The sequence below is a fragment of the Candidatus Limnocylindrus sp. genome (assembly GCF_040397215.1).
Classification (GTDB): domain Bacteria; phylum Chloroflexota; class Limnocylindria; order Limnocylindrales; family Limnocylindraceae; genus Limnocylindrus.
In genome coordinates this window covers 14,951-40,745 of record NZ_JBBAWK010000002.1, presented here as the reverse complement: position 1 = coordinate 40,745, position 25,795 = coordinate 14,951, and the positions used below count along the sequence as shown (strand labels likewise).

Sequence of the window (25,795 nt, the reverse complement as noted above, 5' to 3'; positions counted from 1 at the left end):
TTACCGCCGTGCGCTAATTGCGGAGGAAACCTCAAGAATCGCCTTCGTGATATTGATGCCGCGTGGGCAAGCTTCCACGCAATTGAAGGTGGTGCGGCAACGCCACACGCCATTTTCGTCAGACAAGATGTCCAAGCGTGTATCGGCGTTCTCATCACGCGAGTCAAAGATAAAACGGTGCGCGTTCACGATCGCCGCGGGGCCAACGTACTCTGGTTGCGCCCAGAAACTTGGGCACGAAGTTGTACATGCCGCACAGAGGATGCACTTGGTCGTATCGTCATAGCGATCGCGCTGCTCTTCACTCTGAATCCGCTCACCGTCACCCTCAACTGGTGCTGCCACAAGATACGGCTGTACGGAGCGGAATTTTTCAAAGAACTCCTCCATATCAACGACTAGGTCCTTGACGATCGGCAGGCCTGGGAGTGGGGCCACCGTGATCGTTCGCCCCAACGCTTCTACTCGCAACTTACAGGCGAGCCGATTACGACCATTAATCAGCAGAGCGTCAGAGCCGCAGACACCGTGCGCGCAAGAGCGACGGAAGGTGATTGAGCCATCGAAGAGCTCTTTTGCCCGCGTGAGCAGATCAAGCACGCGATCCATAGGCTCCACCGGAACCGTCAGCGTTTGCCAGTGCGGCTCACTGTCGCGCTCCGGATCATATCGCTGGATCTTGAGCTCAACCTGTGTAGCAGAAGCCATTTAGTAAACCCTCGCCTTCGGCTCAAACTTGGTAATCGTGACGGGTTTGTAGTCTAGCTTCGTGGCTGGTGCACCATTGCTCCCCTGCCAGACCAGAGTGTGCGCTAGGAACTTAGCGTCGTTTCGCTCTGGAAAGTCTTCACGGCTGTGCGCACCACGTGACTCTGTTCGTGCGTAGGCGGAGACGGCTGTCGCCTCCGCGGTGTCTAGCAGGTAGCCGAGCTCGCGCGCCTCAAGGAGGTCGGTATTAAAGACGCTCCCGGTGTCCTCCACGCGCACGTTGGCGTACTCCCCCTTCAACTTGGCGATCCCCATTACCGCGGCGCCAAGGAGGGCCTCGTCGCGATAGACGCCGACGTTGTCCATCATCAGGGCGGCGAGTTCACGGCGAATCTCCGCCGGGCGCACCCCAGATGGGCGCGTGCTCAGGGCGAGGAGCTCTTCGCGGACGGCTCGCTCGGCCCCGCTTGTTGAGCCGGGCATCGGGGTGCTCTTGCAAACTTGGGCCATACGGATCCCGGCACGTTTGCCGAACACCAACAGGTCGACGAGGGAGTTGGTCCCCAGGCGATTCGCCCCGTGCACGCTTACGCAGGCGACTTCGCCGGCGGCAAAGAGCCCAGGCACAACGTTGCCACGAGCATCGGCGAGCACCTCAGTCTCAAGATTTGTCGGAACGCCTCCCATGGCGTAATGCGCGGTTGGCTGAACCGGGACTGGCTCGCTGATCGGTTCTACGCCCTGATAGATGCGAGCAAGTTCGGTGATGTCGGGGAGCTTCTCTTCAATCACCTTTCGACCGAGGTGTCTCACGTCAAGATGGATGTAGTCTTTTCCCCCGATCCCTCGACCCTCACGGATCTCCTGATAGATCGCACGTGAGATCATGTCGCGCGGCGCAAGCTCCATCAACTTCGGAGCGTAAGACTCCATAAATCGCTGCCCTGCATCATTGATGAGGTAGCCTCCCTCACCTCGCGCCGCCTCGCTCAAGAGAATTCCCGTACCGACAATGCCGGTCGGATGAAACTGGTAGAACTCCATATCCTGGAGTGGCACGCCATGCCGCCAAGCGAGTGCCATCCCATCACCGGTCAATGAGTGTGCGTTTGACGTTACGCGCCACGCGCGACCGTACCCACCTGTGGCGAGCAGCACCGCCTTCGCACGAAACACATGGAGCGAACCGTCGGCGATCTTGTACCCAACAACCCCAGAGCAGCGCCCTCCCTTGTCCGCCTCGCCCCCTTCGAAGACCAGATCGACAACGTGATACTCGTCATAAAACTTGACCCCCGCCTTGATGCACTGCTGGTAGAGCGTTTGCAGGATCATGTGCCCAGTGCGGTCTGCGGCGTAGCAGCTACGACGCACCGGTCCCTCGCCGTAATTGCGTGTATGTCCTCCAAATCGACGCTGATCAATCTTGCCGTCAGGAGTGCGATTAAACGGAAGGCCCATGCGCTCCAGTTCAATCACCGCGGGGATCGCCTCACGCGCGAGCACTTCGGCCGCATCCTGATCGGCGAGGTAGTCGCCACCCTTGATCGTGTCAAACATGTGCCACTCCCAGTGGTCCTCTTCAACGTTGCCGAGTGCCGCGCAGACCCCACCTTGCGCAGCACCGGTATGCGAGCGGGTCGGATAGAGCTTGGTCAGTACGGCGGTTGGAATTCCTTCGCGTGCAAGCTCAAGCGCGGCCCAAAGGCCAGCGCCACCCGCGCCGACCACGATCGCGTCAACGTCAATCTGCCCAACCTCTGCTCGTAGCGCACTAGCCATATGTCCCCCTAACGCATCGGTAGGGTCGCAATGACCTGGGTGCCAAGTACGAATAGCAGAAGCGCAATGACGTAAAGGCCGATGAGCGACCCCCGCCTAATGCGCGAGGGGACGTAGTCCTGCATGACCGTTCGCATGCCAAGGAACCCATGCACCAACACAGTCATCAACATGCCCCAGTCCAGCACACGGAGGGGGATCGAGTTCCAACGAGTCTGGCGGACCCACTCTGCACTCTGGTCACCAACCTCGTAGACGAAGTGCGTGATCGAGAAGTGCGCAAGCGCCAATACAAAGAGCGCAATTGAAGTGATTCGCACCGCCCGCCAGACGTAGAGATCAGCGCGCGACCCTGTCGGGCGCGGACGGCCGGAGAGTGAATACTTTTGAGCGCTCATGATGCCATCTCCCAGATAGGCTTCAGGATGATGTACGCGCCAGGTAGGCCAAAGATAAAGAAGGTGACCCAAACAGCTCGCCACAGTCCACGGTGAAAGATCGTCAGCGCAGGCCAGAAGTCCATGACGACGATGCGCATGCCGTTGAGGGCGTGATAAAACAACGCCGCTCCTAGGAGGGTCTCCATCACACGGCCAGGCGCGCTTGAATAAATTTTGCCCAGTTGGTCATAGAGCGCGGGATTAGCCCCAATCAACCAAATGTCAAATACGTGCAAGACGATGAAGGCCCATACGCCAATGCCTGAGATTCGATGGAAGGCCCAGGCGACCATCCCCTCCCCGCCGCGATATGCTGGGTAGTTTCGAAGCTTCTGCGGAGAGGCGAGTGGGCTAGATCCTTGGGTCATGTGTAAACCCCTCCTTACTCCCAATCAGGGCGTTGAAATCCTGACGATTGTGCCCCCCAAATCCTAGCCGCAACGCTTGAAGTCTGCCCGCGTACACTACCCCCTGTTACAGCGGGGAGGAACCCACCACGGACCATGCGGAGGCGAAGTGAAGCTACACGAGGCTGAAGCCCGAGAACTCTTATTTCGAGCCGGCCTCCCCGTCCCCGATGCCGACGTGGCCACTACCGCCGCGGGCGCCCGCGCCATCGCTGAGCGCCTCATCGCCTCTGGGGTCGCACAGGTCGTGGTTAAGGCCCAGGTCCTCGTCGGCGGACGAGGGAAGGCGGGCGGGGTCAAGCTCGCCGCGAGCGCGGCAGAGGCCGAGGCCACCGCCGCAGCAATTCTCGCCCTCACGATCAAGGACCTTCCCGTGCGACGCGTGCTCGTTGCGCCAGCCTCCACGATCATCCGCGAGATCTATCTCGCCGCACTGATCGATCGCACTACGCGCGGCGTTCTCGTCATGGCATCCGCCGCTGGTGGCATGGAGATCGAAGAGGTCGCCGCAAAGGATCCGGCCGCGATCGTTCGAGAAGTTGCGCACCCACACGGTGGCCTGCTCCCGTTCCAAGCGCGCCGCCTCGGATTCGGCATTGGTCTGCGCGGTGAACTGCTGAAGCAGTTCTGCGTGATCGCCGCCGGGCTCGTAAAGATTGCACGTGAGAGCGACGCCGATCTCGTCGAGGTGAATCCGCTCGCCGTGGTACCAGCGCCCGAGCTTCCAGGCGGTGAGCAACTTGTCTGCCTCGACGCCAAGATGACGTTGGATGATTCCGCACTCGATCGTCACCCTGACCTTGCCGCATGGCGCGATGCCGACAGCGAGGATCCGATCGACCGCGAGGCGCGCGAGCAGGGGATCTCCTACATCCGACTTGATGGCAGCATCGGCTGCATGGTGAACGGCGCCGGACTCGCCATGACGACGCTCGACCTCGTGACCCGTGCTGGAGGCACGCCAGCAAACTTCCTCGACATTGGTGGCGGTGCTCGCGCCGATAAGGTTGCGGCCGCAATGCGCATCATCCTTGCCGATGCGGGAGTGAAAGCAATCCTTGTGAACATCTTTGGCGGCATCACGCGCGGCGACGAGGTCGCGAAGGGACTCATCGAGGCGCGCGCGCAACAGGAGCGCATCGTGCCGATGGTCGTGCGCATCGTTGGCACGAATGCGGCAGAGGCCGCCGTACTGCTACGTGAAGGCGGATTTGAAACTGCAGCAAGCCTCGACGAGGCGGCCGAGAAGGCTGTGGCCCTTGCCACAGCAGGAGGCGGCAAGTGAGCATTCTCGTTGATCAGCACACCCGACTCGTAGTGCAAGGCCTCACCGGACGTGAGGGCGGCTTCCACGCCGGTCAGATGGCCGCTTATGGCACCAAGATCGTTGCGGGCGTCACGCCAGGTCGCGGCGGCGAGCTCGGCCTCGACGGCACCGTTCCCGTCTTTGACACCGTTCGCGAAGCGGTCGAGAAGACCGGCGCAAACACCAGCTGCATCTTCGTTCCTGCGGCGGGCGCTGCAGATGCCATCGCCGAAGCAGCCGCTTCTGGCATCAAGACGATCTTCTGCATTACCGAGGGGATCCCGGTGCACGACATGGTCGGCGCCCTCGCTGTGGTGCAGCAGCATGGCGCGCGACTGATCGGACCGAACTGCCCAGGCGCAACAACGCCAGGCGTGAACGGGCTTGGCGCAAAGATCGGCATCATCCCCGCCTCCATTCACTTACCTGGTGACGTTGGCGTGGTGAGCCGCTCCGGAACGCTGACCTACGAGGCGGTGCAGTCGATGACCGATGCTGGCATCGGTCAGTCCACCTGCCTCGGCATCGGTGGCGATCCGATCATCGGCACCACCTTCCGTGACGCACTTGAGCTCTTCGCTGCGGATCCTGCGACGCGCGCACTCGTACTAATCGGCGAGATCGGCGGATCCGCGGAGGAGGAGGCCGCCGCATGGGCGGGCGAACACCTGAAGCACCTGCCACGTGTCGCCTTCATCGCCGGACGCGCCGCACCTGAGGGTCGCCGCATGGGGCACGCCGGGGCGATCGTCTCTGGCGCATCGGGCCGAGCGATCGACAAGATCGCTGCACTGGAGGCCGCCGGGTTCAAGGTGGCCGCCTCGCCGACCGAACTGCCACGACTCTTGATTGAGGCCGGGTACACGAAGCGCTAAGCGCTAGCGAATCCGCAGCTCCCCTGGAGCGCCGAATCCGAGCCTCGTCCACGCAGGGCCGCCAGGCGCTTCGATCAACTCAATCAGCACACCGTTGCAGCTCTTCGGATGCAAGAAGGCGACTGGTCCCTCAACGCCAGCGACCGCCTCTGCGTTGATCATTTGAACCCCCGCAGCGGCAAGTGTGGTGAGCTCCGCAGCGATGTCAGAAACTTCTAAACAGAGATGATGGAACCCCTCCCCCTTCGACTCGAGGAAGCGCGCGACGCCGCTCGTCTCATTCGTTGGCGAGACGAGTTCAATCTTGGAGTCACCTGCGGTGAGGAAGGCGATGCGCACCTCTTGCGATGGCACCTCGGCAACCTGCTCGAGCCCCAGCCCGAGCACGCGCGTATGGAAGTCAATCGCTGCGTCAATGTCGCGAACTACCGAGGCGACGTGGTGAATGCGACCGCGCACGGGGAGACTCATAGGACCATCGCCTCGCGGTGCTCGCCCCACACGCTGCGTAGGGCGGCGCTGATCTCACCAACGGTGCAGCCGGCCTTCACGGCGGCCAGGATCGGCGGCATCATGTTGGCGCTCCCTTTCGCCGTGGCGATCACCTCGGCGATGGCGGCGGTTGCGGTCGCGGCATCACGCCCCGCGCGGAATGCCTGGAGCTCAGCAACCTGCTCCCGCTCGCGGGCCGGGTCAATGCGGGCAATGGCTGGCGTCTCGACCTCTTCGTCGACGAATCGATTCACGCCCACGATCACGCGCTCGCCGCTCTCAATTTCTCGTTGATAGGCGTACGCCGAATCTTGAATCGCGCGTTGCGGGAAGCCTGCGGCAACCGCGGCGACCATGCCGCCGAGACGGTCAACCTCGGCGATGAGGGCGAGGGCGTCGCGCTCAACCTGATCGGTGAGCGCCTCCACGGCGTAGCTGCCACCGAGCGGATCAACGGTTCCTGCGACGCCAGCCTCGTGGGCGAGCACCTGCTGCGTGCGCAGGGCGAGGCGCGCCGACGCTTCGGTCGGGAGGGCGAGGGCCTCATCTTTGCCGTTGACATGCAGGCTCTGCGCGCCGCCAAGCACGGCAGCGAGGGCTTGATACGCAGCGCGAACAACATTGTTGTCAATGGACTGTGCCGTGAGGGTGGAGCCGGCGGTCTGCACATGGAAGCGACAGAGGAGCGACTTCTCACTCGTTGCGCCGTAGCGATCGCGCATGATGCGTGCCCAGATTCGGCGTGCGGCGCGGAACTTCGCCACCTCTTCGAGGATGTCGGTCCAGGCGGCGAAGAAGAAGGAGAGGCGCGGCGCAATGGCGTCAACCTCAAGGCCACGTGCGATCGCTGCGTCGACATAGGCGATCGCGTCGGCGAAGGTGAAGGCAAGCTCTTGCGCGGCGGTCGCCCCCGCCTCGCGCATGTGATAACCCGAGATGCTGATCGTGTTCCACTTCGGCAGCTCGGTGGCGCACCACTCAAAGACGTCAGTGATCAGTCGCAGCGATGGCTCGGGCGGGAAGATGTAGGTTCCGCGAGCGATGTACTCCTTGAGGAGATCGTTCTGCGTCGTTCCCGAGAGCTCGGCGCGTGACACCCCCTGTCGCTCGGCAATCGCTACGTAGAGCGCCAGCAGGATCGGCGCGGTGGAGTTGATCGTCATCGAGGTTGAGACCTTGTCGAGTGGGATCCCCTGGAAGAGCGTCTCCATGTCGGCGATGGAGTCGATCGCAACACCCACGCGACCGACCTCGCCCTCCGCCTCTGGCGCGTCGGAGTCGTAGCCCATCTGCGTCGGTAGATCGAAGGCGACCGAGAGTCCCGTTTGGCCCTGCTCCAGGAGGTAGCGATATCGCTCGTTGGATTCGCGTGCCGTCGAGAAGCCGGCGTACTGGCGCATCGTCCAGAGGCGGCCGCGGTACATCGTCTCTTGCACGCCGCGCGTGTACGGGAAGTAGCCTGGTGCACCGATCTCTGCGGCGGCGTCGCGGGATGGGTTTGGACCGTAGGTGGCATCAAGGGGTGCGCCTGAGGTGGTCGTGTGGCGCGCGGCGTCGCGCCCCTGCTCCTTACCCACGCTCACCTCCCTTACCTGGCCCGTTCCGGGCACTTCGCTCCGCACGATTCTCCCACACCGCTCGCGCGGTACGATGCGGCGAAACGGTGAGCCGCAAGGCGCACGAAGCGAACAGAGGAGGCAGCATGCCGAAAGGGAAGCAGCCAACGGGCGGCTCCGAGGCCAGCGGGCAGGAGTTTGACGACGCCATTCTCTCGCTCCTCCCACCCGAGGGCGCCCACGGTGACCGCTCGGTGCGACAGATCGCGGTCGATCGCGTGACGGTCAACGCTAAGCAGCCCCGCCTCGCACTCCCTCCACTGGCGATCGATGAGCTCACCGCCAGCATTCGTGAGCATGGGGTGCTGCAGCCAATCATCGTGCGCCCAACCGAGCCGGGCTCCTACGAGATTGTCGCCGGCGAACGTCGCTGGCGCGCCGTGCTCTCACTCGGACTGCCGATGATTCCTGCAATCGTTGAGGCGATGAGCGATGAGATCGCCCTTGAGGTTGCAATCATCGAGAACCTGCAGCGTGAGGATCTCTCCCCACTCGATGAGGCGGCGATCTTCGCGCGCATGACGAGCGAACTCGGTTACAGCATTCGCAAGCTGGCCGAACGCATCGGCAAGGACAAGGGCTACGTCGAAAATCGGCTCCGCCTGATGCATGCACCGGCCGACATCCGCGCCCTCGTCGCGGAGCGCTCCGACACGATCAGCCACGCCTATGAGTTGATGAAGATCACCGATCCGGCACGACGAAGTGAACTGGCGGCACAGGTGATGCGCGGCGAGCTCTCCCTCGCCCGCCTCAAGAGTGTTGTCCGCGACGAACGCCCCGAGCCATCCCCCGCACCAGAGGTCGTCGCACCGTCGATCTTCCCGTTTGCCTCACCAAACGAGCGGCCGATCATTGCCGCGGCGAAGCAGCCCGTGGCGAGCGCCTCGGCGCCAGTCTCCACACAAGCGGCAGCCATCGCGTCAGCGTCAGACGCGGCGTTAACTAACGCCCGCGACAGCCTCGCAAGTTCAATCGACGCGCTCGCGTTGGTTCTGCATGAGATTGATCAGCCAGAGTTGGGGACTCCACTCAGTGAAACGGATCGCGCCAACATGGCGAAGTGGCTGCTGATCGCGCGCAATAAGCTCGATAACCTCGCCGCGATCTTGCGCCAGAAGTCGGAGTAGCCGACCAAAGTTAGATGTAGACGACCTCTTCGAAGGTCGCTACGAGGAAGGCGACGAGTCGCTCACGACTCCCCTTCGGATCTACCGTGCGCAGGCCGGGGACGAGGCACCAGAGGCCCACCGCAGGGAGAAGGAGTTGCCCCTCAGCGTCACGCCCCATCGTTGCGGCCGGGCCGCCACCGAGCGTGTATGCGCCAGCAAGACCATCTTCATCGAGATGTGCCGAGTGGGAGAACTCGCGGATGACGGCGACGATCCCCTTGCGCTTCGCCATGTCACGCAGCGAGCCGGTGGCCCAGGCATCGATCTTGCTGTCGCTCTGCTCAAGCAACTTCGTACGGTAGGCCTGAGGGCTCTCGCTGAGTCCGGTTGCAACCATTCGCGCCCTCCACTCTCCCGTTAGGTGCTGGCTCCGGCGGTAGGATTCGAACCTACGACATGGCGGTTAACAGCCGCCCGCTCTACCACTGAGCTACGCCGGAATGACCGCGGCCTCTGCCGCGAGCGGAATATTAGCAGGGAGGGCCGCGGCTCCTCCCCGCCGCACGATCCCCCTAGTCGAGGTAGTCGCGCAGCTTGCGTGCTCGCGATGGGTGGCGCAGCTTGCGCAGCGCCTTCGCCTCGATCTGGCGGATGCGTTCGCGCGTCACGTTGAACTCCGCTCCGACCTCCTCCAGGGTGCGCTGCCGCCCATCCTCCAGGCCGAAGCGCAACTTGAGCACCCGCTGCTCGCGGAGGCTGAGCGACTCCAGCGTGGCGACGATCTGCTCGGAGAGCAGCTGGCTGTTCGCCGCCTCGTCCGGCTTCTTCGCCGACTTGTCCTCGATGAAGTCGCCGAGATGGCTGTCCTCCTCTTCGCCGATCGGCGTCTCGAGGGAGACCGGCTCCTGGCTCACCTTGCGCATCTCGCGCACGCGCTCTGCGGTCACCTCCGACTCGGTGACCTTGGTGAGCTCCTTGGCGATCTCATCATCCGTCGCTTCGCGGCCAAGCTCCTGGAAGAGCTGGCGCTGGACGCGGGTGAGGCGATTCAGCTGCTCATACATATGCACCGGGATGCGGATCGTTCGCGCCTGATCGGCGATCGCTCGCGTGATCGCCTGGCGGATCCACCACGTTGCATAGGTCGAGAACTTGAAGCCCTTGATGTACTCAAACTTCTCAACGGCGCGAATCAGTCCGATGTTCCCCTCCTGGATCAGGTCTAAGAAGCTCATGCCGCGACCGATGTACTTCTTGGCGATGGAGACGACGAGGCGCAGGTTCGCCTTGGTCAGCTCCTCGCGTCCGCGCCAGCCGAGCTGCACGACGTAGCCTTCACGTCCGCGCAGCTTGCCGAGTGCTGGATTCTCGGGATCCCAACCCGCCTCGCGGATCCAGTCCTTCCCATCCGTGGCGATGTGCTTCCCTTGGGCAATCCAGGTCTCCAGCGCTGGCCAGGCGATCTCGTCGCGGGCCCAGAGGAAGAGCTTCTGGAGCACACCGTTGTCACGGCTCTCCATGTCGCCAGTTCCCACTGTTTGGAAGGCAAAGTCGATCATCTCCGCCGTCTTTGCTGCAAGGTTTCGTCGGTTCGGCTCATTGAACGACTTCACGAGGCTCTTCGCAATCATCAGATTCTTCTTGGCGGTCTCGCCCGCCACTTCTCGCGAGGCCTTATCAAATCCGGTGACCTTGCACTCGTGCACGTGATGCCCCTTAACCCACGCACCGATCGCTTCGGCATTGGTGGCGTGCGCCTTCGCAGCGAGCGCCGGATCAAGTCGGTACCACTCCTTCTTCTTGCGCGTCTTGAGTTCCGTCTCGTGATAGGTCCACTGATGCAGGTTGTAGACAGCCTTCCACGGCTCATCGGCCATCTGCTCGCCGAGCTCAATCATCTTGGCGAGAACGACCTCCTCTTCGGCGGTGAGTAGCCCAACGCGACCAATCTCCTTGAGGTACATGCGCACCGGATCGTCAACGCCTGTTGACTCCGCAACTGGCTCAGCAACTTCAGGCTTCGGTGCCTCTGGGGCAACCTCAGCAACAAGGAGTGCAGCGGCCGCCTCTGGGCTGAGCATCTCGACGCCATCAACCTCAATCTCGGCGAGATCGGCCGCGCCAGGCTCAGCGACGCCGTCAAGCTTTGCAGTTGGGCCGGCCGCCGCCTTCCCCTTTGCGAGTTTTCCCTGCGCCTTTGCGGGGGCGGCTGCTCCGGCAGGTGCCAGCTTCTCGCTCTTAGTCTTCTCTGCCTTTGGCTTTTCGCCCTTCGACTTCGCAGTTGACGCAGGTGATGCCGCGAGTGAAGCGCGTGCAACGGTCCTGCCCTTCGCAACGACTACGACAACGGGCTTCTTCCCATTCGCTGGCGCAGCCTTAGCGACCGGCTTTGCCTTGGCGATCGGCGCAGCGGTTTTTTTCGCCGCTGGCTTGATTGAACTCTTCGCGACGGCCTTTGTTGGCACGGACTTCTTCGGAGCCGGTTTTGCAGCAGGCTTTGGGGCGGCCTTGGCGACTGACTTTGCAGCGGGCTTTGAAGTTGTGAGAGTTCCGCGCTTTGCAACCGGCTTGGCGGCGGGCTTCGCGGCGACCTTCGCCGTCGGCTTTACGACGGGCTTTGGGGCGACCTTAGCGACGGGCTTTGCAGCGGCCTTCACTGGCGTCGCCTTTACGGGCGTGCCCACGGTCACCTTGCTTACCTGCTTCGCCTTCGTCACTTGCTCCCCCCCTTTGCCGCTGTGAGCACTCCCGACGCCAAGAAGCGTCGGTCGAGCGCCTTCCGCATTTGTCCTAGATCTCGCTCTGCCTCCATGAGGGCCCGAACACGAGCGGCATCGCCCTCTCGCTCCGCCTCGGCAATCTCACTGCGCGACCAGGCCATCGCCTCTTCAAGGCGATCAGCCTCCAGCCGCAAGACGGTCTGATCAATACCGATCCGGATTCGCGTGAACTCAACGGTGGCCCCAAGGCGTTCGGAGAGTGCCTGGGCCAGACGGCGCTCTTCGCCCTCAATCGTAACGGGTAGCCGTTCCAGAGCATCAACGGCCGCCCCCGCCTCCAGCGCACTGTCGAGTGCCGCACGGAGTCCGCGCCAGAGTGAGCGCGCCAATCCGCTCGTGAAGAGCTGGTCGACAAGCACGTCGCGCACACGGAGCCGCTCGGCAGGCGCCGCAATAAGGAGTCGGAGCAGCTCGGCCTCGGGGGGCGTTACCCCGGCAAGGATGGAGTCGATGTCACCGTCCGCGTCGGCGGCGCGCACGCTATCCGCCGAGATGCGGCTCTCTGCGCGGGCCGTCTCAGCGCCGCGCTGGATCATCGCCTCACGAATTGAGTTCTCGTCGACGCCGATGCGCCGTGCAGCCGCAGAGATGTAGCCATCGCGAACAATTGGGTCACGAAGGCTACGAAGGATTGGCTTGATCCCGTCGATAGCACGCTTGCGACCGCCAAGGTCTTTTAAGTCATGTGCCTGAGCGTGGGTGTCGATGAGGTACTCCACCACCGGAATCGGCTGCTCCGTTGCGGCGCGCCACGCTTCTGGTTGGTCGCGAACGACTTCGTCGGGATCTTTCCCGTCAGGGAGGCGCACGATCCCCACATCAACGAGCGATGGTCCGCCATCGGCGCTACCAAGCTCGGTCACGAGTCGCAGCAGTTCGGTAGCTCCGAATGCGCCCGCCTTCGCTCCAGCAGCATCAACGTCGTACGCCAAGAGAATCTTCGATCCGTAGCGCAGGAGGAGCGCGACCTGCGCAGGAGTCAGTGCCGTTCCCATGCTCGCGACAACGTTTGTGAAGCCAGACTGATGCGCCATCAGTGCGTCGGTATATCCCTCAACGAGCACCGCGGTGCCGCTCCTGCGCATCGCGGGCTTCGCCTTATCGATGAGATAGAGGGTGCGCGACTTGTCGAAGAGTTCCGTCGCTGCGCTGTTTAAATACTTCGGACCGCGGTCGCCGCGCTTGTCATCTTCGGGGAGGAGGCGACCACCGAGTCCGGTTATCTTCCCATTCGCGTCGCGGATCGGAAAGATCACGCGCGCGCGAAAGCGGTCATAGGCGCCACGACCACCATCGCGTTCGGTGGTGAGGCCGACGGCGGCAAGCTCGGCGGGTGTTGCACCGCGCTTCGCAGCGAGCGCCTTCGAGCAGGCGTCCCAAGAATCTGGTGACCAGCCGAGTCGCTGCGCCTCGATCGTCTCGTCGGTGAATCCACGCGAATGCAAGTAGTCGAGTGCAGGGCGTCCGAGCTCGTGCACGGTGAGGATGGCGTGATAGAAGCTCACTGCACCCTCAAGCACATCGCGGAGTCGCACCTTGCGCGCATCCTCGGCGCGACTGCGATCGTCGATCGTCACGCCAGCCTTGGCGGCGAGTTGGGTCAACGCTTCGCCGAACGGCAGGCTGTCGCGTTCCATGACGAAGGTGAAGATGTCGCCCCCCTTGCCGCAGCCGAAGCACTTCCAGGTTTCACGGGCAGGTGTGACAACGAATGAGGGGGTCTTCTCGCCATGAAACGGGCAGAGGCCCTTGAAGGCAGCGCCCGCTTTGCGCAGCACGACCGTCTCGCCAACGACGTCGGCGACGGCGAGTCGGCTCTTGATCTCAGCAACGCTCCCGGAAGCCATCGGTGGGGAGACCTCCTCTGTGATTTCGTGATCGGGCAAAGCAGTTGCCCGTGAGTGTCAAGCGCTATTGGTCGCAGAATAGCAGCCAGCCCCTCCCCAGCGCCAAGGCACCCGCACGCCCCCTCCCCTACACTTCCATGCAACGGCGACGCTCATCGTCGCACCAACCGTGAGGAGGCCCCATGGCAGAGACGGCAGCTACCCCCTCCTCGTTCGGCATCCTTGCCGACGACCCCACCTATAACGCCACCCTCGCGGCACGTATCGACGACACCGACACGCTCGCCCGCGTCTGGATCAAGCCCGACGGGGTGCCAACCCCATTTGAGCCCGGCCAGTACGTGACGATCGGTGTGAAAGTGGGCGAGAAGTTCGTGCAGCGCCCCTACTCCGTTGCCTCCTCGGCCCGCGCAATCGATGGAGGCTATGAACTCTACCTCCGCTACGTGCGTGGTGGCGCGTTCACCCCGCTCGTCTTCGCCCTACCGGTGGGGCATCGACTGCGCGTGCTCGCGCCGAAGGGGAAGTTCACGATGGAGTCTGCCGACACGCGCCTGCAGATCTACGTCTCATCGGGAACAGGGATCGCGCCCTTCGTCAGCATGGCGCGCACCCTCGCCGACGACGGTGCCCCACGACGTGCGATCTACCTCAATGGTGTGAGCTATGTCAGCGACATCGGCTACCGCGAGTTGATTGAGGGGTGGGAGAAGAGTGGGTCGTATCCGGCCACCTACGTTCCAACAATCTCGCGACCCGCGGACCCGCTCAATGCTGGCTGGACTGGCCTCACCGGCCGCGTCGAGAGCATCATTCAGTCCGCGCTGCGCGATCGTGGCGTCAACGCAAGTCAGGCGGTTGCCTATCTCTGCGGAAATCCCGAGATGATCGTGGCAGCCGAGCTTGAGCTTGCAGCCTACGGCCTACCTGAAGGGGCGATCCATAAGGAGCTCTACTGGCCGGCCGGCAAGCAGCCAACCGGTTCGACTGAGGTTTAAGGGCGCGAGGCGCGCAACTTCGCGAGGAAGAACTCCTCAAGTCGATCGGCGCTGACGCGCTCCTGCTCCATCGTGTCGCGATCGCGCACCGTCACGGCGTGGTCATCCATGGAGTCAACGTCGACACAGATGCACCACGGCGTGCCGATCTCATCTTGCCGGCGATACAGCTTACCGATGGCGGCGGTGTCGTCGTAGACGGCGGTGAACTCACGAGAGAGGCCGTCACGGATGCGATGTGCCATCTCAACGAGGTCGTCGCGCTTCTTAAGGAGCGGCAGCACCGCCACCTTGTATGGCGCCAGCCCTGGATGCAGCGAGAGGACGACGCGCTTCTCGTCACGCACCATCTCTTCGCGGTAGGCGTCGATCAGGAATGTGAAGGCGGCGCGGTCTGCGCCTGCTGCGGCCTCAACCACCCATGGGGTGAATGAGGTCTCGGTAGCAGGGTCAAAGTAGTCGAGGCTCTCGCCGCTCTCAGCGGCGTGGCGCGAGAGGTCGAAGTCACCACGGTTGTGGATCCCCTCCAGCTCCTTCCAGCCGAACGGGAAGCGGTATTCGACGTCAATGGCGCGCTTGGCGTAGTGGGCCAGCTCGTCGGGGGCATGCTCGCGCACGCGCAGTCGCTCTGGCGAAACGCCGTAGGACTTGTACCACTCAAGTCGTCGGGGCAGCCACTCCTCGAATGCCGCAGTGGCGGCCTCGTCGGGGCGTACGAACATCTGCAGCTCCATCTGCTCGAACTCGCGCATGCGGAAGACGAAGTTTCCTGGGCTGATCTCGTTACGGAATGACTTGCCGATCTGTGCGATGCCGAACGGGATCTTCTTGCGCGACGAATCGCGAACGTTCTTGTGCTGCACGTAGGCGCCCTGCGCCGTCTCGGGGCGAAGGTAGACAACCGCGGCCTTATCCTCCACAGGGCCCATAAAGGTCTTGAACATCAGGTTGAATCGGCGCGGGGCCGTCAGCGAGCCGTCGCAATCGGGGCACTTCAGGCCCATCTTGCTAACGATCTCGGCATCGGCGAGCTGGGTGGTCGTGAGGTCGCCGGTTCCTGGGAGTTCGTCGAGGCGGTAGCGACGCTTGCAGGCGGTGCACTCAACGAGTGGATCGCTGAAAGAGCCGACGTGGCCGGAGGTCTTCCACACCTGTGGGTGCATCAGGATGCCAGCATCAAGCCCGACCACCTCATGGCGCTGCTGCACCACGCTGCGCCACCAGGCTCGCTTCACATTGTTCTTCAGCTCTACGCCGAGAGGGCCGTAGTCCCACACCGCGTTGATGCCGCCGTAGATCTCGGAGCTCGGGTAGACAAAGCCGCGGCGCTTCGCTAGCGAGACGATGGTGTCGAGTTCTGCAACGGCTGGGGTCGCGTCAGCGGCGGGAGTGCCAGCAAGGGTTCGCGAGGAGTCAGCGTTGATACTCATTGCGAGGAAGCCTACCCGATTAGGGAGATCGCTTACTTCGCGTCGCCCTTTGGGGCTGGGGCTGGCGTGCTCGCAGGCGCATCCGAGGAGCCCGAGCCACCCGAGCCACCCGAGCCACCGCTGCGGCGATCGAGTTTGGCCCAGCCGCTCCCCTTGAAGTGCACGCTCGCCGCAGAGAATTGTCGCTCGAGCGTCCCGCCACAATCTTCGTGGGTCCGAGCCTGCTGCTCATCAAGGCCGTGCAGCACCTCAACGGTGGCGCCGCACTTCGCGCAGAGGTAGTCGTAGAACGGCATTAGGAGCCTCGCTCCAGGCGCGCGATCTCGTCGCGCAGTTCGGCAACGCGGCGCTCTGCGCCTGCGACCACGGCAGCTGGCGCCTTCCCCGTAAATGACGGATCGGCGAGGCGGGCCTCCGCGGCCGCCAGTTGTGCCTGCGCGGCGACAAGGTCGCGCTCGCGTCGGGCGCGATCGGCATCAAGCGCTGCGGCATCGGCCTGCGGCGGCTCAAGTCGCGCGGTGAGTGTGCCCGCCACAACGAGGAGTCCCTCACCCTCGGTCGGAAGTACAGCCTGAATGGTGAGTGGTCGCACGCGCGCCAGCCGCTCAATCGCGGAGCGCAGCCCCTCGCCCGATGTCGCGAGTGGTGGTGGTGCTGCAACAGTCAGTGGGATCCACGCACCAGCGGGAAGCTTTGCGATGGTGCGCGCCGCGCGTACCTCGCGCACGAGGTCGAGCCACTGGTCAATGCTGCTCACTGCGCTGCTCGAAGCGGCATGCCGCGCCGGCCAGGCCGCTGTCGCCAAGAGTCCAGGATCGTTTGCGCGTCGCGGGAGCGCCTCCCAGATCCCTTCCGTAATGAATGGCGCAATAGGGTGCAGCAGGCGCAAGAGATCATCGAGCGAGTCGACGAGCGTCCACCAGACGGCGGTGCGCTCCGCCGCCGGTCGCGTCTCGTCGGCGAGTGTCACCTTGGCAATCTCAATCGCCTGGTCGCAATACTCCGCCCAGATTGCGTCGTAGATGCGCTGCGACGCTTCAGAGAAGCCGTACTGCCCAAGGGCACGGTCGACGTCATCCACCGCGGCGCTGAGGCGCGTCACCATCCAGGTGCCGAACTCCCCCGCCGCTGCATGCGCATCGGCAGCCGAGGGCCGCTCTCCCGTTGCCTCAACGGGTCGCGCGCCAAGCACGTAGCGTGCGGCGTTCCAGAGTTTGTTCATGAAGTTGCGCGCGTTCTCTAACTTCTCTGGTGCCAGACGCTGGTCGGCCCCTGGTGCGGTCCCCGATACGAGAGCGAAGCGCAGCGCGTCGGCACCGATCTCGTCAATCACCGAGAGCGGGTCAACAACGTTCCCCTTCGTCTTCGACATCTTCTGCCCCTCAGGATCGCGAACCATGCCGTGCAAATAAATCGTTTCAAACGGCGGGGTGCCCATCAGCTCAATGCCGAGCATCATCATGCGCGCAACCCAGAAGAAGAGGATGTCGTGGCCCGTCTCCATCACCTGTGATGGGTAGTAGCGCGCGAGGTCTGGCGTCTTGTCGGGCCAGCCGAGTGTGCTGAACGGCCAGAGACCGCTACTAAACCAGGTGTCAAAGATGTCGGTCTCCTGCTGCAGTGTGTTGGACTCCGAGCCGCAGGTGCCACAACCCGCTGGACCCTCTTCGCGATCGGTCACGCTGATGTGGCCATCGGCGCAGTACCAGGCAGGGATACGGTGTCCCCACCAGAGCTGACGGCTCACATTCCAATCGCGAATCTCGGTTAGCCAGTGCTCCCAGGTCTTCTCAAAGTGCGCAGGAACAATCTGTGTTGCGCCAGAGCGTGTCGCGGCGAGCGCCTTCTCGGCGAGCGGCTTGGCGCGAATGAACCACTGCGTGCGCAGGCGTGGCTCCAAGATGTCGTTGCTGCGCTGGCAGTGCGCCGGGTTCGCTGTATGCGGCTTGACCGACACCAGGAGGCCACGCTCTTCAAGTGCGGCGACGATCGCCTTGCGCGCCTTAAAGCGATCCATCCCAGCGAACGGTGCTGGGGCATCGGCAACGATGCGCGCCGACTCATCGAGGATGGTTGGCGCTGGCAGGTTGTGGCGTAGGCCAACCTCGCGGTCGTTCGGGTCATGCGCCGGAGTGACCTTTACTGCACCCGTTCCGAAGCTCATCTCGACAAACGCATCGGCAACCACTGGTACGGCGCGATTGACGAACGGCACCATCACGCGCTTCCCAACGAGTGCGGTGTAGCGCGGATCGTCGGGGTGCACGGCAACGCCCGTGTCGCCAAGGAGCGTCTCTGGGCGCGTCGTCGCCACAACAACACCGCTCGTGGCGTCGCCCCCCTCTAGTGGGTAGCGAATCTCCCAGATGCTCCCCTGCTCTTCGGTCGCCACCGACTCAAGGTCAGAGACGCTCGTCTTGCAGCCTGGGCACCAGTTGACGAGCGCCTCGCCACGATAGGCAAGGCCGCGCTCGTAGAGGGTCGCGAAGGCGGTGCGCACGGCGCGACTCGACACCACGTCCATGGTGAAGCGGGTGCGGCTCCAGTCGGCCGAAGCGCCGAGGCGCTGGAACTGCGCAAGGATGGTGTTCCGCGTCTCGTCCATGAATTTGTGCATGCGCTCGAGGTAGCGCTCGCGACCCAAATCGGCGCGGCTGATCCCCTCCTTCTCCACGATGCGATCGAGCACGTACTGGGCGGCGATCGAGGCGTGGTCGACGCCGGGGAGCCAGAGCGCGGCTCGCCCCTGCATGCGCGCTCGGCGCACCATCAGGTCTTCGAGCGTCACGAAGAGCGCGTGGCCTACATGTAAACCGCCGGTGACGTTCGGCGGCGGCATGATGATCGTGAACGGTGGAAGGGTCTCGCGTCCGTCGGCATCACGTGTCTCGCGTCCGTCGGGGCTGCCGTAATCGGTTGCCGCCCAGCGGGCTGCAACGCTTCGCTCTACCTCAGCGGCGCTGTAAGAGGGGCCGAGCTCGCGTGCCGCCGTCACGCTGATGCGCGAGGGGTGGCCGTGCGCGTGCGAGGTGCGCGTCGGCTCGCAGGCTGGCTCACGGCAATCTCGCGCTCGGTGAGCATGAGTGGCGATGCGCCTGCGCTAATCGTCTCTTCGGTCACAACACAACGACGCACGTCGGGTCGGTCTGGCAGGTCATACATCGTTGAGAGGAGTGCCTCTTCCAGCACCGCGCGCAGTGCGCGGGCGCCGGTCTTACGCAGCAGTGCTTTATCCGCAACCGCATGCAGAGCAGCTGGCGTGAACTGCAGATCAACATGGTGCATTTGGAAGAGGCGCTGATACTGCTTCACCAGGGCGTTCTTCGGCGCGACCAGGATCTCAACCAGGTCGTCAAGGGTGAGCTGATCCAGCGCAACGATCATCGGTAGGCGTCCGATGAACTCCGGGATGAGGCCGTAGCGCAGCAGGTCGTCGGGCATCAGCTGCTCTAGCACGCGGGTTCGCTCATCTTTGCTTGCCGGGGTGTCGGAGCCGAAGCCGATGCCCCGTCGTCCGACTCGGTCAGCAACGATCTTCTCAAGCCCCTCGAATGCACCGCCGCAGATGAAGAGGATGTTCGTCGTATCGATCTGGAGGTACTCTTGGTGTGGATGCTTGCGACCGCCCTGCGGTGGCACGTTCGCCACCGTGCCTTCAATGATCTTGAGGAGCGCCTGCTGCACCCCCTCGCCCGAGACGTCGCGCGTGATCGACGGGTTATCGGATTTGCGGGTGATCTTGTCGATCTCGTCGATGTAGATGATGCCGCGCTGCGCGCGTTCAATGTCGCCATCAGCAGCCTGGATCAGGCGAAGGAGAATGTTCTCGACATCCTCACCAACGTATCCAGCCTCCGTCAGGCTTGTGGCGTCGGCGATGCAGAACGGCACATCAAGGAATCGGGCAAGCGTCTGTGCGAGCAGCGTCTTGCCAGAGCCGGTCGGTCCAACGAGCAGGATGTTCGACTTTGCGATCTCAACGCCGTCAGCGACGTTTGGTGCGCCAACGCGCTGGTAGTGGTTATGCACGCCAACGGCGAGTGAGCGCTTCGCGCGCTCTTGGCTGACCACATGCTCGTTGAGGGCCGCGTGAATCATGCGCGGGGTTGGCGTGACACCACCGAATGACTTGCGCTGCGGCGCCAATGGTGACTGCTCGGCGGCAATCTCGGAGCAGAGGGCCACGCACTCGTCGCAGATGTAGACGCCCTGGCCAGCGATCAACTTGCGCACCTGCTCCTGCGTCTTGCGGCAGAAGGAGCAGCGATAGGGGCCACTCCCTGCGCTGCGTGGGCCGCGCGTCTTACCGCCCCCAGACTCTCCGGATCCTGCTCCTCCGCTCATGCGGCGCGCCTCACTTCCCCTTAGGCGGGACGACGGCAGGGAGCTTGTAGACCTCGTCGATGATGCCGTACTCCACCGCCTGCTCTGGCGAGAGGAAGAGGTCGCGGTCCGTATCCTTGACGACCTTCTCCATCGGCTGACCCGTATGGGCGGCGAGGATCTCTTGGGTCGTTCGCACGAGCTGTTCCATCTCCTTCACCTGAATGAAGACGTCGGGCGTGTTGCCACGGAATCCGCCGGAGCCCTGGTGGATCATGATCCTGCTGTGCGGCAGGGCGAAGCGTCGACCTGGTGCGCCAGCGGCGAGGAGCACCGCACCCATTGACATGGCGATGCCGGTGCAGATCGTGCTCACAGGGGCGCGCACGTAGCGCATCGTGTCGTAGATCGCGAGGCCGGAGGTGATCACGCCCCCTGGGCTGTTGATGTAGAGCGAGATCTCCTTCTCGGGATCCTCTGAATCAAGGAAGAGGAGCTGCGCGATGATCAGGTTGGCGATGTCGTCTTCGACAGGGCCGCCCAAAAAGATGATGCGCTCCTTGAGTAGGCGTGACCAGATGTCGTAGGCGCGTTCACCCTTACTGGAAGACTCAATCACCATCGGTACGAGCATTAGTCACCCCCTACATGTGAACCCGCTCTCTGCGGGAGGCTGAGTTTACTTGGCGGAAGCCTTCGCGGCGGTAGGCGTCGCTGGGCGCTCAGGAGCCCAGGCTGGCCAGACCTTCGGATGAGCGTCAAACCACTCGTCGACGAGCCACTCAACCACAAGGGAGCGGCGCAGGGAGGCGCGGATTGCTCGGCGACCGCGCTCCGACGAGAGGTAGGCCTCGAGCTTGCGCTGCCCCTGGGTCTGCGGGCGGGCGCGCTCCACCTCTTCGTCGATCAGCTCCTCTGGGACCTCGACCCCTTCGGCGCCGGCGACTGCACTTAACACCAGGAGGGTTCGCGCGCGGCGCTCGCCGCGCTCACGCATCTCAGCGCGAATCTCTTCAACGCTCTTGCCAGCGGCGCCGATGTACTGCTCAAAGGTCAACCCTTGGCGAGCGATGCCGCGCGCCAACTCGTCGACGAGTCCGTCAATCTCCTCCTCGATCAGTGGATCGGGGATCTCAACGGTAGCGCCATCCATGGCGAACTCAACGATCTTGTCGGCGAACTCGTGTCGACCGCGGTCAACGGCGCTCGCCTTGAGGCGCATCAGGATCTCGGCGCGTAGACCAGCCACATCGGTGACGTTCGCGACCTGTGCGGCGAAGGCATCATCGAGCGGCGGCGGGATACGCGCGCGCAGATCGCTGATGACCACATCGAATCGTGCCGGCACGCCCTGCAGTGCCGCCTCTTGATAGTCCTCGGGGAAGGTCACCTCAACGGTGGTGGCATCGCCAACCTTCGCGCCGACGAGCTGCGCCTCAAATCCCGGAATGAGTCGGTCGGATCCGATCACGATCGGCATGCGCTCCGAAGAGGCGCCTTCGATTGCGAGGCCGCTGTCAACGCGATAGCCATCGAAGGCGATGATCGCGTAGTCCCCCATCTCCGCGCCACGATCTGTGACGGCGGTGAGCGTTGCATAGCTGTCGCGCAGGTCGTTGACGACCGCTTCAACCTTCGCCTCGTCAGGCTCCTCGAACGTCGGCTCGAACGTATAGCCGCGATAGTCGCCGAGCTTCACCTCAGGCGGCACGGGGATGAGTGCGGCGAAGGTGTAGGCCACGCCCTCGACGATCGGCTTCGCGTCAATCTTCGGGCTGGTGAGCGGAACGATGTCTGACTTCATGATTGCATCGCGATAGCCGCGCTCGATTAGGATCTCGGTCGCCTCGTCGAGAATGCGGTTGATGCCAGCGAAGCGCTCAACGATGGAGCGCGGCGCCTTCCCTGGGCGGAAGCCCGGAATACGGCTTTGGCCCGCCACGTGGCGAACTCCCTCGGCGATTGCCGCGGCCACCTCTGCGACCGCGAGGGTGACCTCGAGTCGGACGGTGCTCTTCTCTGCAGGAGTGGTCGTAAATTCCATGAGGGGACAGGGTAGCCGAGGACCCCTGATCTGGTGGGCGAGGTGAGACTCGAACTCACACGTCGTTGCCGACACCGGCTCCTAAGGCCGGCGCGTCTACCGTTTCGCCACTCGCCCCCGAGCATCATCGTCGCCCACGGGGGTTCCGTCCACCGCAGGTCGTCCATCGATCAACGCATCAATCACCGCGCGTCCGCCACGCTGGGCCGCAGCCGCCACGACCCCACTGACAAAGGCACTCCCCGCTCCCCCGCCACGGCTCGCTGAGCCGCCCGACCGTGAGCCGAACCAACGGACGAGAAGGAGGGCCAGGATCCCGAGCAGCCCGAGCGCACGGAGGGGGCGATCACGGAGCTCTTTGCCTAGCCCGCCGCTAGGGCGCAGTCGACCGCCAATCGCCCGAACACGCACGAGCGACGCATCTCGAGAGTGGCGTACGACTGAGAGGCGATCGGCCACCGCAGGTCGGCTCACGGCGAGGGCCTCCACCCGCTTCGCGCGAAGATCTCGTTCGTTCGTCTGGTCAGGCATCGTCACCCTCGTCGCCGGCCCCACGTCGCTCGCGCAGTCGATCGGCGATACCGCGCAGCACATCAGCGGCGGCGCGGACCACCTTACGGGCCGGCGCAACAGCGGCATCGGCGGCGCCTACCGCACCACCAACCTCTTCAGCAAAGGCGGATGCCGCCTCGTCGCGGAGATCATCCATCGCGTCGATCGTGGCTCGCAACTCATGCTCTGTGGCGAGCGGGCGGAAGCGATCGGTAAAGCGCTGCATATCAAAGGTTGCGAGGCCCACCAGCAGGTCCACCAGCAAGAAACTCAGTGCGAAGAGGAGCGACGCAGCTGTTGCCGGGCCGGCTGATCCGCTGAAAACGAAGAGCACGAGCAACGCACCGATCGCGCCGCCAACGACCGCGAATAGAAACGAACGCGCGCGTCGCGGTGCCGTGATCTGCAGGATTGCCGAGGTGATCGCTGCCGCGACGACAAGTAGCAGGAGCGTAACGTGTGCTGCGCCCCAGATCATGGAGCCGAATAAGGCGGCGCCGAGCAACATGAAGAGTGCGATCAGCAGCGCAAGCAACGCTGCCGTAACGAGCGTAATCACGGCGATCGCGCCGATCAACACGCCAACTGCATCACGAGAGATCGCACCGATCTCGGCACGGAAGAGATCCCAGTGTCCGCCAATGAGCGCGCGCACCGCAATGATCAGCTGCTGGATGTCGTCGCTGAAGCCTTCGCGCTCCGTCGGCCCGCCAGGTGCTTCGGTCATTAATCTAGGCGACGGTCAACGTCGGTGCCGTCTCGTTTGCGGCGCGCACTGCGAGTCGCGCGGCAACCTGCCCGGCCAACTCCTTGAGAGCCACCGCAGCTGGACCCTCTTCGCGTTGTGCAACGGCGGGAATCCCCGCATCGCCACCCTGTCGCACCGCCATCTCCAGCGGAATGCGGCCTAGGTTGTCGAGCCCCTCCTCTTTTGCGAGACGCTCTGCGCCACCGCGTCCGAAGATTTCTGTGAGTTCGCCGCAGTGCGGGCAGGCAAACGCCGACATGTTTTCGACGATGCCGAGGATTGGCACATTCATCCGCCGGAACATTGCCAGCGCCTTGGTGACATCGGAGAGGGCCACGTCCTGTGGCGTGGTCACAAGGACACATCCAGCAATTGGCACCGCCTGCGCCAGCGTGAGTTGTGCATCAGAGGTTCCAGGCGGCAGGTCAACGACGAGATAGTCGAGGTCGCCCCACTCAACGTCGCGAAGGAACTGCTGGATTGCGCCGCCGATGAGGGGCCCGCGCCAGACGATCGGCTGGCCCTCAGGAACGAAGAACTGAATGGAGATGACCTTGACGCCGTGGCGCTCGATCGGCTCGATCTTGCCGCCCGCGCTGGACTTCGGGGTGCCGGTCGCCCCCATCATCTGGGGAATGTTCGGCCCGGTGATGTCAGCGTCGAGGAGGCCGACACGGGCGCCGCTCTGGGCCAGGGCCACGGCGAGGTTGACCGAGACGGTGCTCTTGCCGACCCCGCCCTTCCCTGAGGCGACGGCCACAATGTTACGAATGCCGGGGAGGAGGCGCTCCTGGGTCGAGGAGGAGGCGCGACGGACCTTCGAGCCCCAGCGGAGCTCGGCAACTGTGACACCGATCCCATCGAGGGCGGCGCGGATGTCACGCTCAATGACGTCCTTCAAAGGGCAGGCAGGGGTGGTGAGTTCGATCATGAAGCTGGCCTGGTCACCGTTCAGGGTGATCTCCTTGACCATCTCCAATGTAACAATGTCACGGCCCAGCTCGGGCTCCTGAACGCCAGAGAGGGCCTGGAGGACGGCTGCTTCGGTAGTGGCCACGGATCCCCTTTCGCCCCGTTCGGGGCTCACGGTGGCGCCCCACGGGCGCGTCTCCCCCATCCTACCTGCAACGGCGTTTGACCCCACCCCCCGTGGGTCATAGTCTTCGCACGTCCTCACTTGAGGGGCAGAGACAGGGCTGGAGTCCGCGGAGGTGAAACCGAGGGTGGCAGACGTCGACGTTCGCCTGGTCAACGTGACCAAGATGTTCGGAGATCAGACCGCAGTAGACGGCATCACACTTGATGTCTCCGACGGCGAGTTCTTCACCCTCCTCGGCCCGTCCGGCTGCGGCAAGACCACCACGCTGCGCATGATCGGCGGTTTCGAACAGCCAACGAGCGGCCTCATCGAATTGAAAGGCGTAGACGTCACCTTCCTCCCAGCCCACGAGCGCGACGTCAACACCGTCTTCCAGAGCTACGCGCTCTTCCCACATCTCACCATCTTTGAAAACGTTGCCTTCGGCCTTCGCCGCTCTGGCATCAAGGGTGACGAGGTCACACGTCGCGTCGGCGAGGCGCTCGAACTGGTGCAGCTGATCGGCTATGAGAAGCGCAAGCCGGCGCAACTCTCCGGCGGCCAGGCGCAGCGCGTTGCGCTTGCTCGAGCACTCGTGAATCGCCCTGCAGTCCTCCTCCTCGATGAGCCGCTCGGCGCTCTCGACTTAAAACTGCGCAAGCAGATGGGCCTCGAGCTCAAGCGCATCCAGCGCGAAGTCGGCATCACCTTCATCTATGTCACCCACGACCAGGAAGAGGCGATGACAATGTCCGATCGCATCGCCGTAATGAACAAGGGTCGCTACGAACAGCTCGCCGGACCAGAGACACTGTATGAACGTCCAACAACACGATTCGTCGCGAGCTTTGTCGGCGCAAGCAATCTCCTGGAAGGGAAGATCGGCAGCGATGGCGACATGTGGACGGTAACGCTCCCCTCTGGCGATGTTGTGCGCGCGCCCAAAAACCTCGGCGACATCGGCGCCGCCGGCGCGATCGGCGTACGCCCAGAGAAGCTCATGCTGCTCGAGCCCGGCCAAGAGTCAAAGGGGAATCGCCTGGATGGCACGGTCGTTGATACGAGCTACCTCGGCGTACTGACGCAGTACACCGTGGAAGGGGCAAATGGCCTACGGCTGTTGGTCAGCGAGCAAAACGTTGACCGCACAATGCGCAGTGATACCTGGCGACCCGGTGAACGTGTCGCCCTCACATGGAAACCCGAGCACGGCTTCGTGGTCGGCGATTCGAAGAGCGCCTAAGGCGTAGAAGGAGG

General features: G+C 63.5%; 23 protein-coding genes, 2 tRNA genes and 1 pseudogene. 5 read left to right on the top strand and 21 right to left on the bottom strand.

The genetic code is table 11. The features are described from left to right. Genes AC3LCN_RS00965 through sdhC form a run of 4 tightly spaced genes read right to left on the bottom strand, consistent with a single transcriptional unit; the run spans position 1 to position 3,298 of the window. Entirely contained in the window at positions 1-708 is a 708-nt protein-coding gene (locus AC3LCN_RS00965; RefSeq protein ID WP_488648222.1) for a succinate dehydrogenase iron-sulfur subunit, read from the bottom strand. After that, positions 709-2,490 carry a succinate dehydrogenase flavoprotein subunit gene (gene sdhA, locus AC3LCN_RS00960; RefSeq protein WP_488648221.1) on the bottom strand — a complete coding sequence of 594 codons (1,782 nt, stop codon included), beginning with the start codon at positions 2,488-2,490 and terminating at the stop codon, positions 709-711. Positions 2,491-2,498: 8 nt separating this feature from the next. Further along, positions 2,499-2,888, bottom strand: a complete 390-nt coding sequence (locus AC3LCN_RS00955) for a succinate dehydrogenase/fumarate reductase transmembrane subunit (protein ID WP_488648220.1) — start codon at positions 2,886-2,888, stop codon at positions 2,499-2,501. Then, positions 2,885-3,298 carry a succinate dehydrogenase, cytochrome b556 subunit gene (gene sdhC / locus AC3LCN_RS00950; protein WP_488648219.1) on the bottom strand — a complete coding sequence of 138 codons (414 nt, stop codon included), beginning with the start codon at positions 3,296-3,298 and terminating at the stop codon, positions 2,885-2,887. Before sdhC ends, AC3LCN_RS00955 begins: the two co-directional genes overlap by 4 nt. Before the next feature lie 148 nt (positions 3,299-3,446). Between sdhC and sucC the strand changes: the two genes are divergently transcribed. Both sucC and sucD read left to right on the top strand, forming a co-directional pair. Then, positions 3,447-4,622, top strand: a complete 1,176-nt coding sequence (gene sucC / locus AC3LCN_RS00945; protein WP_488648218.1) for an ADP-forming succinate--CoA ligase subunit beta — start codon at positions 3,447-3,449, stop codon at positions 4,620-4,622. After that, positions 4,619-5,518, top strand: coding sequence for a succinate--CoA ligase subunit alpha (gene sucD, locus AC3LCN_RS00940; RefSeq protein ID WP_488648217.1), 900 nt, complete (start codon positions 4,619-4,621; stop codon positions 5,516-5,518). The genes sucC and sucD overlap by 4 nt, the downstream gene beginning before the upstream one ends. Positions 5,519-5,521: 3 nt before the next feature. Here sucD and mce read toward each other — a convergent pair whose 3' ends face one another. After that, positions 5,522-5,989, bottom strand: a complete 468-nt coding sequence (gene mce / locus AC3LCN_RS00935; protein WP_488648216.1) for a methylmalonyl-CoA epimerase — start codon at positions 5,987-5,989, stop codon at positions 5,522-5,524. Next, positions 5,986-7,587, bottom strand: a complete 1,602-nt coding sequence (locus AC3LCN_RS00930) for an acyl-CoA mutase large subunit family protein (protein ID WP_488648215.1) — start codon at positions 7,585-7,587, stop codon at positions 5,986-5,988. Before AC3LCN_RS00930 ends, mce begins: the two co-directional genes overlap by 4 nt. Positions 7,588-7,712: 125 nt before the next feature. Between AC3LCN_RS00930 and AC3LCN_RS00925 the strand changes: the two genes are divergently transcribed. Further along, positions 7,713-8,756 carry a ParB/RepB/Spo0J family partition protein gene (locus AC3LCN_RS00925; protein ID WP_488648214.1) on the top strand — a complete coding sequence of 348 codons (1,044 nt, stop codon included), beginning with the start codon at positions 7,713-7,715 and terminating at the stop codon, positions 8,754-8,756. 10 nt (positions 8,757-8,766) lie between these two features. Here the strand turns inward: AC3LCN_RS00925 and AC3LCN_RS00920 are convergent, their stop codons facing one another. From AC3LCN_RS00920 to dnaG, 5 genes and pseudogenes are all read right to left on the bottom strand, one after another. Next, the gene (locus AC3LCN_RS00920; protein WP_488648213.1) at positions 8,767-9,135 is read right to left on the bottom strand and encodes a hypothetical protein; all 369 of its coding nucleotides are present in this window, start codon (positions 9,133-9,135) and stop codon (positions 8,767-8,769) included. 28 nt (positions 9,136-9,163) lie between these two features. Continuing rightward, positions 9,164-9,238: transfer RNA gene (locus AC3LCN_RS00915), tRNA-Asn, on the bottom strand. 72 nt (positions 9,239-9,310) lie between these two features. After that, positions 9,311-10,369, bottom strand: a complete 1,059-nt coding sequence (gene rpoD, locus AC3LCN_RS00910; RefSeq protein WP_488648287.1) for an RNA polymerase sigma factor RpoD — start codon at positions 10,367-10,369, stop codon at positions 9,311-9,313. Between the two features lie 258 nt (positions 10,370-10,627). Then, positions 10,628-10,702, bottom strand: a pseudogene (locus tag AC3LCN_RS00905) (sigma-70 factor domain-containing protein); the annotation flags it as partial. A gap of 749 nt (positions 10,703-11,451) precedes the next feature. Next, complete coding sequence (gene dnaG / locus AC3LCN_RS00900; protein WP_488648212.1) at positions 11,452-13,365, bottom strand: DNA primase; 1,914 nt, start codon at positions 13,363-13,365, stop codon at positions 11,452-11,454. Positions 13,366-13,547: 182 nt separating this feature from the next. Between dnaG and AC3LCN_RS00895 the strand changes: the two genes are divergently transcribed. After that, positions 13,548-14,363: an FAD-binding oxidoreductase gene (locus AC3LCN_RS00895; RefSeq protein ID WP_488648211.1), complete on the top strand. Its 816-nt coding sequence runs from the start codon at positions 13,548-13,550 to the stop codon at positions 14,361-14,363. Here the strand turns inward: AC3LCN_RS00895 and AC3LCN_RS00890 are convergent. The 10 genes from AC3LCN_RS00890 to AC3LCN_RS00845 all read right to left on the bottom strand — a co-directional run bounded on the left by AC3LCN_RS00890 (position 14,360) and on the right by AC3LCN_RS00845 (position 24,517). Continuing rightward, entirely contained in the window at positions 14,360-15,793 is a 1,434-nt protein-coding gene (locus tag AC3LCN_RS00890; protein WP_488648210.1) for a glycine--tRNA ligase, read from the bottom strand. The two genes, AC3LCN_RS00895 and AC3LCN_RS00890, sit on opposite strands and share 4 nt — an antisense overlap. 32 nt (positions 15,794-15,825) lie before the next feature. Then, positions 15,826-16,089: an FmdB family zinc ribbon protein gene (locus AC3LCN_RS00885; RefSeq protein WP_488648209.1), complete on the bottom strand. Its 264-nt coding sequence runs from the start codon at positions 16,087-16,089 to the stop codon at positions 15,826-15,828. Next, positions 16,089-18,788, bottom strand: a complete 2,700-nt coding sequence (locus AC3LCN_RS00880; RefSeq protein ID WP_488648208.1) for a valine--tRNA ligase — start codon at positions 18,786-18,788, stop codon at positions 16,089-16,091. The genes AC3LCN_RS00885 and AC3LCN_RS00880 overlap by 1 nt, the downstream gene beginning before the upstream one ends. Next, entirely contained in the window at positions 18,785-20,137 is a 1,353-nt protein-coding gene (clpX, locus tag AC3LCN_RS00875; protein WP_488648207.1) for an ATP-dependent Clp protease ATP-binding subunit ClpX, read from the bottom strand. The genes AC3LCN_RS00880 and clpX overlap by 4 nt, the downstream gene beginning before the upstream one ends. A 10-nt stretch (positions 20,138-20,147) precedes the next feature. Continuing rightward, on the bottom strand, positions 20,148-20,738 hold the full coding sequence (locus AC3LCN_RS00870) for an ATP-dependent Clp protease proteolytic subunit (protein WP_488648206.1): 591 nt from the start codon (positions 20,736-20,738) through the stop codon (positions 20,148-20,150). A gap of 57 nt (positions 20,739-20,795) precedes the next feature. Next, on the bottom strand, positions 20,796-22,160 hold the full coding sequence (tig, locus tag AC3LCN_RS00865; RefSeq protein WP_488648205.1) for a trigger factor: 1,365 nt from the start codon (positions 22,158-22,160) through the stop codon (positions 20,796-20,798). Between the two features lie 31 nt (positions 22,161-22,191). Next, positions 22,192-22,277, bottom strand: a tRNA-Leu gene (locus AC3LCN_RS00860). Beyond that, complete coding sequence (locus tag AC3LCN_RS00855; protein ID WP_488648204.1) at positions 22,257-22,691, bottom strand: hypothetical protein; 435 nt, start codon at positions 22,689-22,691, stop codon at positions 22,257-22,259. Before AC3LCN_RS00855 ends, AC3LCN_RS00860 begins: the two co-directional genes overlap by 21 nt. Further along, positions 22,684-23,439 (bottom strand): hypothetical protein, encoded by a 756-nt coding sequence (locus tag AC3LCN_RS00850; protein WP_488648203.1) that lies wholly within the window; start codon positions 23,437-23,439, stop codon positions 22,684-22,686. The genes AC3LCN_RS00855 and AC3LCN_RS00850 overlap by 8 nt, the downstream gene beginning before the upstream one ends. Positions 23,440-23,443: 4 nt before the next feature. Continuing rightward, entirely contained in the window at positions 23,444-24,517 is a 1,074-nt protein-coding gene (locus AC3LCN_RS00845) for an Mrp/NBP35 family ATP-binding protein (RefSeq protein WP_488648202.1), read from the bottom strand. A 166-nt stretch (positions 24,518-24,683) separates the two neighbouring features. Here AC3LCN_RS00845 and AC3LCN_RS00840 point away from each other — a divergent pair, with 166 nt between their 5' ends. Then, positions 24,684-25,781, top strand: coding sequence for an ABC transporter ATP-binding protein (locus AC3LCN_RS00840; RefSeq protein ID WP_488648201.1), 1,098 nt, complete (start codon positions 24,684-24,686; stop codon positions 25,779-25,781). Positions 25,782-25,795 lie beyond the last annotated feature (14 nt).